Source organism: Bacillus sp. FSL M7-0307 (assembly GCF_038627835.1).
GTDB classification, from domain to species: Bacteria; Bacillota; Bacilli; order Bacillales; family Bacillaceae; genus Bacillus; species Bacillus altitudinis.
Map to the genome: position 1 here is coordinate 3,296,433 of NZ_CP152023.1, position 13,900 is coordinate 3,310,332.

The following is a 13,900-nucleotide window of genomic DNA, read 5'->3' on the forward strand; positions in this document are numbered from 1 at the left end:
CTACGTTAAACATATATTGGAAAATTTATTTTGTGAAATGTATAGTAAATCATATCATGAAAATATATTTTCATAAAAAATTTTACTTGCCGAAAGGAGTGCGGGGTAAATGAATTCTCAAACACAACCCCTAACAAAACGAGGAGCAGAGTTGATTGTCGATACGCTCATTGCCCAAGGTGTGACCCATGTTTTTGCGATTCCAGGTGCAAAAATTGATGCAGTATTTGATGTATTAAAAGACAGAGGTCCAGAGCTTGTGCTATGCAGACACGAACAAAATGCGGCATTCATGGCAGCAGCTGTCGGTCGTTTAACTGGCAAACCAGGCGTTTGTCTCGTCACATCAGGTCCTGGCGCATCCAATTTAGCGACAGGTCTATTAACAGCCAATACAGAAGGTGACCCTGTTGTTGCAATCGCTGGAAACGTCATCCGTGCGGATCGACTCAAACGAACACATCAATCACTCGACAATGCGGCATTATTCAAACCAGTGACAAAATATAGCGTTGAAGTACAAGACGTAAACAATATACCAGAAGCATTAACAAATGCTTTTCGCGCGGCACAAAGAGGTCAAGCTGGAGCAGCATTTATCAGCTTTCCACAAGATGTCGTGACCGAACACACCACACAAACACCAGTGTCTGCTCACCCTTCTCCAGAACTAGGTCCTGCACCGGATGCTCTCATCAGTTCGGCCATCGCCAAAATTCAAAATGCGCACTTACCTGTTGCAATTGTGGGAATGAAAGCTAGCCGTCCAGCTGCGGCAAATGCGACAAGAACATTATTAAAAACACTTGGTATCCCATTTGTCGAAACGTACCAAGGAGCCGGCGTTCTCTCAAGAGAGCTTGAGCCTCAATATGTGGGCAGAATCGGCTTATTCCGTAATCAGCCAGGGGACCTTCTCATTGAGAAAGCGGATGTGATTTTAACTATTGGCTTTGATCCAATCGAATACGATCCGAAGCATTGGAATTTGAAACCGCAGCAGCGTCACATCATCCATGTGGATGACATGCAGGCAGATATTGACCATTTCTATGAACCGACGCTTGAGCTTGTGGGCAATATATCTGAAACGGTGCAACATCTGGCCCACGACAGCGTTCCACTTTCATTATGCAAAAAGAACGTAGATCTGGTCACAGAATTACAAGAGCTGTTAAGTGATATCGAAAAAGCACCAGAAAGAGAAAGTCATTTATCACACCCGCTGGATGTCATTCATACGTTGAGACGTATCATCCCAGATGACACGAAAGTGACATGTGATATCGGATCTCACGCCATTTGGATGTCTCGCCACTTCCGTGTTTATGAACCGAACACGTTCCTAGTGAGTAACGGAATGCAAACACTTGGCGTGGCATTACCATGGGCGATTGCAGCCTCCATATTGAATCCAGATGAAAAGATCATTTCAGTCTCAGGTGATGGCGGTTTTCTCTTCTCCGCCATGGAATTAGAAACAGCCGTGCGCATGAAAACAAATCTCGTTCATCTCGTTTGGAACGACAGCACATACGATATGGTGGCATTCCAGCAGGAAATGAAGTATGACCGTACGTCTTGTGTTGAGTTCGGTCAGATCGACTTAGTGAAATATGCAGAAAGCTTTGGAGCAACTGGATTACGTGTCAACTCACCTGAAGAGCTTTCAACTGTCCTTCAAAAGGGTATAAACATAGAAGGACCCGTTATTATTGATATTCCGATAGACTATCAAGACAACCCAGACCTCGCCAGTCAAAAATGGCCAGAAGTCTTTCGTGAAAAACACACAACGAACGTCAGATAAGACTTCGATACATTACGTTAAAGGAGTGAGCGGATATGGGTATGATGCACCCAATGAATCAACAAAACAACACAATACCGCAGGACAAAAAGCAAGAGGTCTATCAAGTATCGACCATGACCTCCTTGCTGGAAGCCGTATACGATGGAGATTTCTCCCTATCACATATTCCCGAGCACGGTGATTTTGGCATTGGCACATTCAATCAATTAGATGGGGAACTAATCGGCTTTGATGGCGCTTTTTATCGACTGCGCTCTGATGGAACAGCCACACCAGTAACCGATCAAGATTATTCACCATTCTGCTCTCTAGCATTCTTTGAAACGGACATCGTTCATCGAATTGATGCACCGATGACGTCCAAAGAGCTAGAGGAAGAAATCGACCGAATCTTACCAAGCAAAAATGTCTTTTATGCGATCCGCATCGATGGGTCATTCAAAAAGGTTCAAACCCGTACGGTTGAAAAACAGGAAAAACCTTACGTTCCGATGGTGGAAGCAGTCAAGTCACAGCCTATTTTCGATTTTGAAAATATTCGCGGGACGATCGCAGGCTTCCGTACACCACAGTACGCACATGGCATTGCGGTAAGCGGATATCATCTCCACTTTATTGATGATGATCGCAGCGTAGGCGGGCATGTATTTGATTACACTGTGGATCAAGTGACCATTCGAATTTCCCAAAAACGTCACATGAATTTACACCTTCCAAATACGCAGGAGTTCTTCCAAGCAGACATTGATCGTGCTGACCTTGCACAACAAATTGCCAGTGCGGAAAGCAGCCCAGAAAAATAAAATGAACACACCCCGGTGATACTGGGGTGTTTTTTCATGCAAAAAGATATGTTATCTTCTTTTATTATTTCATTTCGTTACTCAATTAAAAATCAAACATTCTATTCGTAATAAAATATGATAGAATATCAACAGAAGAAAGGTGGTTATACGGTGGCACATGAATATCGCATTCCAAACTTAACATTAGATGAAAGAGATAAACAAATTCTTTCCTTATTACACGAGGACGGGCGTATGTCCTACACGGATCTAGGGAAACAAGTCGGCCTTTCCCGTGTTGCTGTACAAGCCCGTATTCAGCAGCTCATTGAAGCAGGTGTCATTGAACGATTCACCGCTGTCATTAATCCAGCAAAGATCGGCATTCATGTCTCTGTCTTTTTTAACGTAGAGGTTGAGCCGAAATGTTTAGAAACAGTCGCCCTTCAGCTTGAGCAGGAAACAGCCGTCACAAGCCTTTATCATATGACAGGACCAAGCAAACTGCATATGCATGGCATTTTTCAAAATGAACAGGAAATGGAGACGTTCCTGACAAAGAAGCTGTACCCGCTTGAAGGCGTCGTCAGTGTTGACTGTCAAATGCTCATTAAACGATACAAAAGCCGAATGGGCATGAAATTGTAGATAGGAGTTGAACCACTTGCAATCATATCTTGAACTCATGATCGCCATGGTGCGAACCGGTATTCTGGGATTTGGCGGAGGACCTTCTGTGATCCCGCTCATTCGCCATGAAGCGGTCGTCAAATACAAATGGATCAATGATGACAAATTTGGAGAAACACTCGCCATCGCCAACGCATTACCTGGACCGATTGCTACGAAAATGTCGGCATACCTCGGCTATCGATTAAAAGGTGTATCTGGCGCCATTGTTGCAACAGCTGCACATATTTTACCGACATGTCTCGCTATGGTGGCACTTGTTACACTTGTCAGCGTCTTAAGCTCTTCAGTCATCATTCAAAATATGATCGGTGCTGTGACACCAGTGATTGCCGTTCTGTTAGGAATGATGGCATATGAATTTGGACAAAAAGCGTTGAAGGGCTTCGGCATGATCTTCGGAATCGCCCTATTCCTTTTGGCATTTGTCGGTCTTCAAGTACTCTCGATTCATCCAGGAATCATTGTCATCATCTTTTTATGTTATGGTGCCTTTCATTTTAGACTGAAAGATCGCTGGAATCGAACAAATAAAGAGAAAGGAGTGTCTTCGTGATGCTGATTCTCTTTTTATTCTGGGCATTCTTCTTATCCAATCTGTTAGGGTATGGTGGAGGACCTGCCTCCATTCCACTCAATTATGAAGAAATCGTCAATCATTTTCATTGGATGACAAACGAAGGGTTCTCCAATATGCTCGCATTAGCCAACGCACTTCCAGGTCCAATCGCTACGAAAATTGCGGCTTATGTAGGCTATGATGTCATGGGATGGCCAGGCTTTATCGTTGCACTGCTTGCGACGGTCCTACCGTCTGCTATTGGATTGATTTTATTGCTAAAACTCATTGATCGTTTTCGCCAATCTTCTGTCGTCAAAGGCATGACTTTATCTGTACAGCCTGTCATTGCGATGATGATGCTTTTATTAACATGGGAAATTGGCGGAGATGCCGTGAAAGCCATTGGCTGGACGCAATCACTTGCCATTGCCGCCATTTCATTTTTCTTTATGACCAAATTCAAATTGCACCCTGCTTTTCTAATAGTGGCTGCATTTTTATATGGCGGATTCATTCTTCCGCATTAACGCAAAAACCGATAACACGTGAAGTTATCGGTTTTTCTCATTACATATAAATAGGAGAGACAGGCCTGCGCCCAATAGAATGATACTCGACACCAGCTGCTTCTGCCGCTTCAAGCGTATGACAATTCCGGCCATCAAAAATGATCGGCTGCCTCATGAAATCTTTATAAGCTGAAAGTGGAAAGGACTGAATATCCGCCCACTCTGTTAGTATACAGACAGCATCAGCATCCTTTATCGCCTCTTCAATCGTTTGAGCAAAAAAGACTTGATCAGGCAGTTCTTGAGCTGCATTGCGAGCGGCAGCAGGATCATAGGCTACGATCTCCGCTCCTAATTGATGGAGCTGATGAGCGATTGGGATTGACGGCGCCTCTCTCATGTCATCAGTATTCGGCTTAAAGGAAAGGCCAAGGAGAGCCATTCTCTTCCCTTCCAAGTTTTCTCCCATCCGCTCCTTCACACTTCGAACAAAACTTGCTCGCTGCTCATTGTTGACTTTGATGACAGCCTTCAATAGCTCAAAATCATGGGACACATGCCCTGCAATTTGGACAAGGGCATTTGTATCCTTCGGAAAACAGGAACCTCCGTAACCAATGCCTGCCCTAAGAAAGTAAGCACCAATCCGCTGATCGAGTCCCATCCCCTCTGCAACTCTCTCAACATCAGCTCCCGTTTTTCCACAAATCGAAGCAATTTCATTCATAAAGCTGATTTTTGTGGCAAGAAATGCATTTGATGCGTATTTGATCATCTCTGCGCTTTTCCGATCTGTTCTCACGAATGGAATGTGGAAATCCGCATACATAGACTCTAGCTGATCTAATCCGTTCTTTGTTTCGGCTCCAATCACCAGCCGATCCGCTCGCAGCGTATCTGAGATGGCAGACCCTTCTCGTAAAAATTCTGGATTCGATGCGATAGATAATGGCTCCTTACGACCTAACACGTGATGAATCAAATGATCAATTTGATCGCCCGTTCCGACAGGCACTGTACTTTTCACGACAAGCACTGCGCCTGGCTTTGCTTGTAAGCCCATCTCCTTTGCCGCTTGAAAGACATACTGCAAATCAGCTTGACCGTCTGCCTGTTGCGGGGTACCGACAGCAATCATTAACACGTCAGCCTGCGAATAGGCTGACGCTCCATTAATTTGAAAACGAATGCGTCCTTGCTCCATATTCCGTTTGAGCAGTTCTTTTAATCCCGGCTCGTACATCGGAGGATTCCCTTGCTTCAGCTGCATGACCTTCCGCCGGTCAATATCCATACATGTCACGTCGTGACCCGCCTCTGCTAAACACACACCTGTGACAAGCCCTACATACCCACAGCCTGCAATCGCAACCTTCATGACACATCAGCTCCCCCTACTCCTTATGCTTGTAATGTCATCGTATGCCGGGGATTTTCGTTCCATTCATAAAAGCATACAAAAACCCCCTGCTGAGAGAGCAGGGGGCTACTTTTATGAAACAAGGCCATTTCGAATATGAGCAATCAAATTTTCAAGCATTTCTTTTGTTGTGACATCATTTGAATTTTCACCAATATCATGAGCGTACATCAAAATCTTTAAAAACTCTTCTTGATTTAAACCCTTATTATCCATGTCTGTATCCTTTCGATTCCACTAATTTCAATATTATATGCTGTATGGTTGGTTTATGCAATACTCTAATACATCATTCGACAGCTTTTGAAATTTATGACCATTTTCATGAAAAACTTTTTTATAAATCACCATTGAGCTATAATAAAAGAATTGGAATCTTTTACTTGGTTAGGAGCGGATCAAATGCTTCAGCACAACATCAACGAAGAAGAAATCAAACAAACAGCCGAACAGATCAAAGAACTTCTTCCTGCAACAGATGAAAACAAGCAACTCATCAAAAAAGCATTGATTACTTATAGACAGGACAGCGTATATCGGCTCAAGCAAGAGTCTGATACCGAATGGTCAGCTTATGTACATGATGTCGTGGCAGCAAGAGTCCACCTTCATGTGCTGTTTCCAGTGAGAAGCAGCTGCTCATGTCCAGCTGATGGACTATGTAAACACATCCTCGCTGTCTTCTTTTCGCTATACGCTCAAGTAGAGAGTGTGACCGGCTTTACAGAAAATTGGTCAGAGAAGGATGAATTACAGCGCAGCAAAGAACTCATTCGTCAGCACTTCCAAGTGAAGCGCCCAGATGAACAATCACTTCAGAGCTGGCTGAATTTTTTCCAGGAGGAATTTCACCTCTGGCTGAAACGGACACCGAAGCACCAGCAAACACCACAGCATTTGTATTATGGCTATTTATCGATCCTGAAAAAACACGCACCCACTTCACCTGAATTCAAGAGTTTGTATGCGATTCATACGTCCATCGATGTGTGGTTAAGGCTCCATGAGCTAATCGACCTCGGCCGCCTTGATGCCGAAAAAGACTTTTATTCGATGAATCCATATGTAGAACAGCTCATGAACACCATTTTTGATTCAGTGGATCATTTGAGGACATACGCCCTTTCCTTTTCCCTCGATCCGTTTCTTGAAAACACACCAACTGCCGTTCGGACACTTCTTCAAATCAGCGGACCTTTCCAGCATGAACGAGTTGCGGTCTTTATGGAAATTTGGGGAACTATATTAAATAGAGGGAAATGGGTCAAAAAAGAAACAGAATTACTCAAGAGCGCCCAACAGCAGGAGCAAACGGTTGAGCGCACCATTGGGCTGATGCATATGGATTATTTGCTAAAAGAAGACGAAAGACTCTTCCAGCAATTAAAATTGCTCAATGCAGATATGCTGCCAAATGTGCTCAATTGGCTAAAGGATCTCACAAACCGAAAGGACTGGAAGCGTCTCAAACTTTGGTATCAAGAGATCACATATGTATTAGAAGAATATTGCCAGCTTGACCTATCTTATAGAGAACTGCGTGGAGCCGTCAGCGATTTCTTCTTTTATTTAGACGCGTACTTTAAACAGACGAAAGATCATTTCTTGTATGAACGCTATCTCCAAATCTGTATGCCTTATGCCTTTACTGAATATAGTCAGCTCTTATATGCACAAGAACGCTATGCAGAATGGATTGAAATACACAGCCTCGTCGGTTTCTCCATCAGTGAATTGGAGAAAGAACTGATCAAACAGATTGCAAAGGAAGAGCCTGAAGCACTCATTCCTTCGTACCACCGGGAAATCTCACTGCTTCTCGATCAAAAGAATCGAAGTGCTTACCGGGAATCTGTGAAAATGCTCAAAAAACTGCGTACGCTTTATCATAAAACGAAAAAAAACGCGGTGTGGGAAAGATATGTACAGCAGCTGCAAGATTCAACAAAACGGCTGCGTGCGTTCCAAGAGGAAATGAAGAAAGGAAAATTAATTGATGACACGCCATAAACAAATTGTCATTCATGCAGAACAAACCGAAGATTTCTCTTTCACCATTTCAGCGCAAGCAGAGGACGGACAGCCTGTACCGCTAAATGAAATGAAGAGGCAGCTTTTCCAATGGCACGAATCATCTTTTTACGGAACATTCTTAGAAGATGTGAGCTTTATTGGCACACCTGCCTTCCTGTTAAGTCCTTGGATGACCGTTGAATTGCTAGGGAAAAATTCATTCAATACTTTCAGCCATGTGACGTTAACGGATGAAACAGAGCCGCTTATGAAAACAGCCTCAACCATTTACGAATTCATCGAGGATGAAGATTTTGTCCCAGATTTCGAGGCATGGACAAAAGGCATGCTTCGCTTTAAAGACAAAGAAGGCCTGTTAGACGGCTACACAGCTGATTGGTTCTCCTTTGCCGTACAGGATTACATTCAATATGATGATGCCTTGCAGCACAAATGGAACCGAATGACTGCACAATCGCCTGCTCTTTCCTCCTTCCAAGGACATTTTTTAGATGAACAGGATTTCTTGGAAACGATCGGCTGGATTGATGATGAGACGCCTTTCACTGTCGGCTTGCGTTTAAATGAGCCTGATTTCGACGGGGATGATTGGAAAATTGAATTGTTTTTGCGTGATAAGAAAAACAGTGATCTGCATTTCTTTGAAGGCATCCGTTCTTTAAAAAAATCATGGCGTCCGTTTCAAGAAAAAATCACCAGAGAACTGGAGCGGTTCGGTCAGATTGTCCCTTGGCTCTCATTTACATCTGGTACGACCCTCATGTCAGAAGAAGAAGCGTGGCTCTTCCTATCTGAAGCGAGTGAAACACTTGTGAACATGGGGATTGAGATCCTGCTCCCATCATGGTGGCAGATCGTCAAAGAAAGCACCATGATGCTAAAAGCACGGATTTCCTCCACACCACGAGGCGAATCGCACGTTGGAATGGATGCCCTTATGGACTTTAATTGGCGCTTTGCCACAAACGGTATTGAGCTGACAGAAGATGAGTTCAACGAGCTTGTTCAAAGTAAACGTCGTCTTGTCAACATTCGTGGACAATGGATTAAAATCGACCCGACCTTTATCCAGCAAATGAAGAAATGGATGGAGCGCGCTGAGAACGAAGGACTTCATATGTCGGATATTTTGTCACGTGAACTCGCAGACCAAGAAGCCTCCTCTGAGTCGATTCCTGAGCTGCTAGACAGTTCGGCCTTTGGCCATATTCAATTTGAACTTTCGTCTCAATTACGAGGGCTTGTTCATCAGTTAAATGATACACAAGAGCTGCCATCCTACGAGATGAGTGAGTCCTTTAAGGGCACACTGCGCCCGTATCAGCAGCACGGTGTCAACTGGCTTCTGTTCTTAAGGTCTCATGGATTCGGGGCTTGTTTAGCAGATGATATGGGACTTGGAAAAACGATTCAAATGATCGCTTATTTCACCTATTTGAAGGAGCATCAACAAAACGCCGCTCCATCTCTCATCATTGCACCGACTTCCGTATTAGGGAACTGGCAAAGAGAGCTTGAAACATTCGCACCACATTTAAATGTCGCTCTGCATTATGGACCGTCACGTCCACAAGGTGAGAACTTTACAAAAGCATACGAGTCAACAGATATCGTCCTCACTTCGTATGGTCTCTCACATTCTGACCGTGATGAATTAACAGCAGCCAAATGGAATACCATTTGCTTAGACGAAGCCCAGAACATTAAAAATGCCCATACGAAACAATCGAGAGCCATTAGGCAATTAAAAGGACAGCACCACATTGCCCTCAGCGGGACACCGATGGAGAACCGCTTGACAGAGCTTTGGTCTATTTTCGACTTCGTGAACAAAGGATATCTCGGCAGCCTGACCAGTTTTCATAAAAAGTTCGTCCTTCCGATTGAAAAAGACCGTGAAGAAAAAAGAATCCAACAGCTGCAGCAGCTGATCAAGCCATTCTTATTAAGACGAACAAAACAAGATGAAGAAGTCGCACTCAATCTGCCAGAGAAACTAGAAGAAAAAGAATTCATCCCGTTATCCGCAGAGCAGGCATCTTTATATGAACAGCTGGTCAAAGATACATTCGAACATATGGCCTCATTAACAGGGATGCAGCGGAAAGCCATCATTTTAAGTATGCTTGGCAGACTCAAACAAATTTGCGATCATCCTGCTCTTTATTTAAAAGAGAGCGGGACAGATGTGAAATTGTTGAAACGTTCATTAAAAATGGATAAATTAGCAGAGCTGTTAAAAGCCATACACGAACAAGGAGAAAGCTGTCTCATTTTTACGCAGTATATTGAAATGGGCAACATGATCAAACAGCTGGCTGAAAAGATGTTTGGAGAACCAGTTCAATTTTTAAATGGGAGCTTATCAAAACATGATCGGGACAAAATGGTGGAACGCTTCCAGAAAAAAGAGTTCAACATCTTAATTCTTTCTTTAAAAGCAGGAGGAACCGGACTAAACTTAACCGCCGCCAATCATGTCATTCACTACGATAGATGGTGGAATCCTGCTGTAGAAAACCAAGCAACAGACCGTGCTTACCGCATCGGGCAAAAGCGGTTTGTTCACGTCCATAAGATGATCACAACCGGCACGATAGAGGAAAAAATTGATCAAATGCTAGAAACAAAACAAACATTAAATGATCAAATTATCCAAAGTGAAAGCTGGATTACAGAGCTGTCAACGAACGAACTAGAAGATTTATTCACGTTAAGTGCAGCCGCTCAATCATCTTAATGACAGCAAAAAGAGGACTTTTCTCAAACTTGATGAAAAGTCCTCTTTTTTTAATCTCATATAAAGGAATGCTTAAATTTGCAGCTTTTTCAATGCAGATTTCACATTCATATACGTATTCAACTCACGGAAGTCCTCTCTCATTTCTCCCATTTTCATCGCAAGATTGGGTTTAATACCTGTCACGATCAGTTCTGTGCCAGTCATTAAAATCAAATCGTTCAGCTTAAAGATCGCATCCGCCACAAATGAATCCACCTCTAATAAACCAGACAGATCCACAATGAAGTAATCGTCTTTGGATTGAGAGATATAAGTGGAGACCGTTGAGATGATTTTATCAAATCTTGGCGCTGTTAACGTACCAATGATCGGCAGTACAGAAATACCATCCTTCACCGGAACAATCGGGACAGAAATATTCAATACTTCATCAATGGATTGCTCAAGAAGCTCTTGCTGTTCCTTCTCTTTCGTAACATCCTTTTGCAGACCAACGAAATAAAGGCGTTTCCCTTCATTTTCATCAATCCATAGAGGCGCCACACTTAACTCGTTCCAAAACATTTGTCCGGATTTTTTATAGTTTTTCAACTGAACAGTGACAGCCTCTTTGTTCTCAATGGCTGCCCTAATTTGTTTGAGAGCAATCTGTTCAGTTTCATCTCCTTGAAGGAAACGACAGTTCTTTCCTAATACTTCGGTTTCTTGATAGCCTGTCATATCTAAAAAGCCCTTGTTCACATATATTAAAGGATTATCAGGTAAAGACGGGTCCGTCACCGTCAGGCCAACCTGAGTATAGTCTAAGGCTTCCTTGATTAAATGCAGATTGTCGGACTTATAAGATTCCAGCGCCATTCGTTTACTCTCCTTAACTTCCTTACAAGCGGGTTATATTCATAATTAAATTATATGATGTTCCATAGCAGGTGTAAATAGAAGTAGTTCTGAATTCCTCTTTTGTAGAATGCGCTTCATCCTATGTCATTTATACAAATACATACGATTCAATTATTTCAAAAGATGTTGAATCATATGTGCCACACCATGTTCATCATTTGTTAACGTGACGTGATCAGCTAATTCTTTTATATCCTTTCTCGCATTTCCCATTGCAATTCCAACCCCAGCTGCCCGAATCATCGATTCATCATTTAAACTGTCTCCTACAGCCGCTGTTTGGTTTAATGGAATACCGAGCTTTTCTGCCAGCCTGGTTAACGCCTGCCCTTTCGACGCTTCCTTTGCACCAATTTCAAAGTTATGATCAGCCGAACTAACCAATGTTAATTCAGAATCATGTCCAAACGCATCCCATCCGGCTTTCAATCTGTCTTGAAAAAATGAGAAACCTAAGATGTTATAAAATGAAAGCTTCTGATCCTCACGAAACAATTCTTGATATGTATCAATATAAGCAAAACCTGACTGGCTGTATTGAACTTCAGCCGCTTGCTCAAGAACACGCTGATCCGTTTCTGGATTTGCACTCTTTAAGCGGTCCATTTCTATCGCCAGAAGCTCTCTGCCGCGGTTTGGTGTGTAAATGGCTTCATTCGTAAACACTTCATAATAATAATCACGCTCCTCAAGCCATGATAAGATGTGTTTTGCTTTTTCTTCTTCTAGAACAGCCGAATGATATACCTGACCTTTGGGATCATGAATCACAGCTCCATTTGCACTGATGACCCACGTATTCATCCCAAGCTGATCAAAAATAGATTTCACATCAAAATACGCTCTTCCTGTTGAAACGACAACCTCAATCCCGCTCGCTGCTGCTTCCTTTAACGCCTGCTCGTTTTCCTGACTCACTTTGTGCTCACTGTTCAATAAAGTTCCGTCTAAATCCGTTGCGATTAATTGAATGTTTGTCATCGGTCTCTCCTTTTTTGCCTTCATTTTCAGTTGACCTTCCGTTTATCAAATCCATCATCATTATGAAATGAGTATCCACTATTTGCAAGGGATGATCGGCTTATCAATGAATATAAGAGTACCCGGTCACGCTACATGACCGGATACGCATAAGGGGATTCACAGGGGACACATGACTGATACAAAGAAACCTTGGTTCTACTATTACGCAGTGAATATGTGTACAAGACAAAGTCTATCAGCTATAGCTAGAGGGGGGCCACGAGATGCTAGACCTTTGCCTTTTGCCTCCTTTCCTTTCAGCTAACCCTAGTCTACTGAGAAATAGCATAAGAGACAAAAAACGAAAATGACAAAATCGTTCTTCAAATTCTTTATTTCCTCAATCATTTTTACTTTTTACCGCTTGCGTATAAAACATCATCTTATTTTGTTTGACGAAATACTTATTTTTCATAAATTGATAAAAAACATCTGAATGAATCCAATTACTAGAAGGCATGTGAATATAGTCAGACCCGTCCCATGCAAACCAATAAAAACAAAGCCTTCCATCATGAATGGACAATTGAAATTCAAAACAGTCCATTTGATCGTCTGTCACGTATTGAAAAGTGAGGGACTCCCCTTCTTCCATATACACATCACAAAAAGAGAGAATGTCTCCCCATGTATAGACCCTCACATTGCTTTCCTTTTCCTCACCAATATGTATGTTTCGAAGTTGATAGGACTCCATAAAACATCTCCTTTCACTTATATGCAGCTAGTTCTGAGTAGGTAGCGGTTTCATTTATACAGATGTTGTATGCTATAATGATACTTACGAATAATGAACGCTTGTGAGGTGATAAATATGAAAACCTTTAGGCTGATTGATTTAAAAATCGAACTTGATCCAAAGCAAGATAAAATGTCCAGCATTCCCCTTCGTGACGGCTTAATCATTAATAAAGAAGATGGCGAAAACCACTGGATGATCGAGGCACTGATTCCAAAGAAGCATAGACAAGTGTTTGAGGTGCTCTTCCAGCAGCATACAGAAGTAAAGATTCTCGTGACGATTACAAAAGAAAACAACCGCCCTGTTCATCTATCGGTCCAAGTCAAAAACATCGTTGCCTTAGAAGAAAACATATCTGTATTACTCGACGGTAAAATGATCACAAATCGTTACAGAACAGAAACCGAAGAAGTATTAAAAGACCTCGTCAAAGAGGGGCTGTCAGGAGAAAAACTGCTGGATGCTTTTAAACAGAACACATAAAAAAAGAGCGGGATGAGCCGCTCTTAGATGGTTGACAAAGGGCTAAAATGAACTTTATTTTAGCCCTTTGTCTTCCTTTTCAGCTTGATAGAAAACCTTTGAAGTCAAGGAAGGGCGAGCACCGGAGCAGAGCGAATTTAATATTCGTGAGCACCGGAGCACAGCCCTGACAAAGAATGCGAGGGTTTGTCTACAC

The 13,900-nt window shown here is 42.5% G+C and carries 13 protein-coding genes; 8 read left to right on the forward strand and 5 right to left on the reverse strand.

The features are described from left to right. Positions 1-109: 109 nt before the first annotated feature. From alsS to MHI41_RS16870, 5 genes are all read left to right on the forward strand, one after another. A complete protein-coding gene (alsS, locus tag MHI41_RS16850) occupies positions 110-1,810 on the forward strand; it encodes an acetolactate synthase AlsS (RefSeq protein ID WP_017368183.1) in 1,701 nt (566 codons plus the stop codon). Between the two features lie 53 nt (positions 1,811-1,863). Further along, entirely contained in the window at positions 1,864-2,616 is a 753-nt protein-coding gene (budA, locus tag MHI41_RS16855) for an acetolactate decarboxylase (protein WP_024718720.1), read from the forward strand. Positions 2,617-2,769: 153 nt separating this feature from the next. Then, positions 2,770-3,246: an Lrp/AsnC family transcriptional regulator gene (locus MHI41_RS16860; RefSeq protein ID WP_017360010.1), complete on the forward strand. Its 477-nt coding sequence runs from the start codon at positions 2,770-2,772 to the stop codon at positions 3,244-3,246. A 37-nt stretch (positions 3,247-3,283) separates the two neighbouring features. After that, positions 3,284-3,844 carry a chromate transporter gene (locus MHI41_RS16865; protein ID WP_058337158.1) on the forward strand — a complete coding sequence of 187 codons (561 nt, stop codon included), beginning with the start codon at positions 3,284-3,286 and terminating at the stop codon, positions 3,842-3,844. Next, positions 3,844-4,377 carry a chromate transporter gene (locus MHI41_RS16870; protein WP_007497548.1) on the forward strand — a complete coding sequence of 178 codons (534 nt, stop codon included), beginning with the start codon at positions 3,844-3,846 and terminating at the stop codon, positions 4,375-4,377. The genes MHI41_RS16865 and MHI41_RS16870 overlap by 1 nt, the downstream gene beginning before the upstream one ends. A gap of 40 nt (positions 4,378-4,417) precedes the next feature. Here the strand turns inward: MHI41_RS16870 and MHI41_RS16875 are convergent, their stop codons facing one another. Then, positions 4,418-5,737, reverse strand: coding sequence for a UDP-glucose/GDP-mannose dehydrogenase family protein (locus MHI41_RS16875; protein WP_342494338.1), 1,320 nt, complete (start codon positions 5,735-5,737; stop codon positions 4,418-4,420). Positions 5,738-5,851: 114 nt separating this feature from the next. Then, entirely contained in the window at positions 5,852-5,995 is a 144-nt protein-coding gene (locus tag MHI41_RS16880; RefSeq protein ID WP_003214884.1) for a hypothetical protein, read from the reverse strand. A gap of 186 nt (positions 5,996-6,181) precedes the next feature. Here MHI41_RS16880 and MHI41_RS16885 point away from each other — a divergent pair, with 186 nt between their 5' ends. Together MHI41_RS16885 and MHI41_RS16890 are read left to right on the forward strand one after the other, a co-directional pair. Then, positions 6,182-7,789 carry an SWIM zinc finger family protein gene (locus MHI41_RS16885; RefSeq protein ID WP_048002959.1) on the forward strand — a complete coding sequence of 536 codons (1,608 nt, stop codon included), beginning with the start codon at positions 6,182-6,184 and terminating at the stop codon, positions 7,787-7,789. Further along, positions 7,776-10,553, forward strand: a complete 2,778-nt coding sequence (locus tag MHI41_RS16890; protein ID WP_342494339.1) for a DEAD/DEAH box helicase — start codon at positions 7,776-7,778, stop codon at positions 10,551-10,553. Before MHI41_RS16885 ends, MHI41_RS16890 begins: the two co-directional genes overlap by 14 nt. Positions 10,554-10,625: 72 nt before the next feature. On the opposite strand, the gene MHI41_RS16895 is transcribed toward MHI41_RS16890, so the two are convergent. The 3 genes from MHI41_RS16895 to MHI41_RS16905 form a co-directional block, all read right to left on the reverse strand. Continuing rightward, positions 10,626-11,414, reverse strand: coding sequence for an STAS domain-containing protein (locus MHI41_RS16895; RefSeq protein WP_017360015.1), 789 nt, complete (start codon positions 11,412-11,414; stop codon positions 10,626-10,628). A gap of 153 nt (positions 11,415-11,567) precedes the next feature. Next, the gene (locus MHI41_RS16900; protein ID WP_342494774.1) at positions 11,568-12,428 is read right to left on the reverse strand and encodes a Cof-type HAD-IIB family hydrolase; all 861 of its coding nucleotides are present in this window, start codon (positions 12,426-12,428) and stop codon (positions 11,568-11,570) included. A gap of 391 nt (positions 12,429-12,819) precedes the next feature. Next, complete coding sequence (locus MHI41_RS16905) at positions 12,820-13,176, reverse strand: hypothetical protein (RefSeq protein WP_008343305.1); 357 nt, start codon at positions 13,174-13,176, stop codon at positions 12,820-12,822. A 117-nt stretch (positions 13,177-13,293) separates the two neighbouring features. Between MHI41_RS16905 and MHI41_RS16910 the strand changes: the two genes are divergently transcribed. After that, on the forward strand, positions 13,294-13,704 hold the full coding sequence (locus MHI41_RS16910) for a YwpF-like family protein (protein WP_003215215.1): 411 nt from the start codon (positions 13,294-13,296) through the stop codon (positions 13,702-13,704). The last annotated feature ends 196 nt before the right edge of the window (positions 13,705-13,900 follow it).

Coding starts and splice junctions, on each gene's coding strand:
- MHI41_RS16905 (WP_008343305.1), bottom strand. CDS start 13,176: ATGGAGTCCTATCAACTTCGAAACATACATATTGGTGAGGAAAAGGAA.
- MHI41_RS16865 (WP_058337158.1), top strand. CDS start 3,284: ATGATCGCCATGGTGCGAACCGGTATTCTGGGATTTGGCGGAGGACCT.
- MHI41_RS16880 (WP_003214884.1), bottom strand. CDS start 5,995: ATGGATAATAAGGGTTTAAATCAAGAAGAGTTTTTAAAGATTTTGATG.
- MHI41_RS16910 (WP_003215215.1), top strand. CDS start 13,294: ATGAAAACCTTTAGGCTGATTGATTTAAAAATCGAACTTGATCCAAAG.
- budA (WP_024718720.1), top strand. CDS start 1,864: ATGAATCAACAAAACAACACAATACCGCAGGACAAAAAGCAAGAGGTC.
- MHI41_RS16895 (WP_017360015.1), bottom strand. CDS start 11,414: ATGGCGCTGGAATCTTATAAGTCCGACAATCTGCATTTAATCAAGGAA.
- MHI41_RS16885 (WP_048002959.1), top strand. CDS start 6,182: ATGCTTCAGCACAACATCAACGAAGAAGAAATCAAACAAACAGCCGAA.
- alsS (WP_017368183.1), top strand. CDS start 110: ATGAATTCTCAAACACAACCCCTAACAAAACGAGGAGCAGAGTTGATT.
- MHI41_RS16870 (WP_007497548.1), top strand. CDS start 3,844: ATGCTGATTCTCTTTTTATTCTGGGCATTCTTCTTATCCAATCTGTTA.
- MHI41_RS16890 (WP_342494339.1), top strand. CDS start 7,776: ATGACACGCCATAAACAAATTGTCATTCATGCAGAACAAACCGAAGAT.
- MHI41_RS16875 (WP_342494338.1), bottom strand. CDS start 5,737: ATGAAGGTTGCGATTGCAGGCTGTGGGTATGTAGGGCTTGTCACAGGT.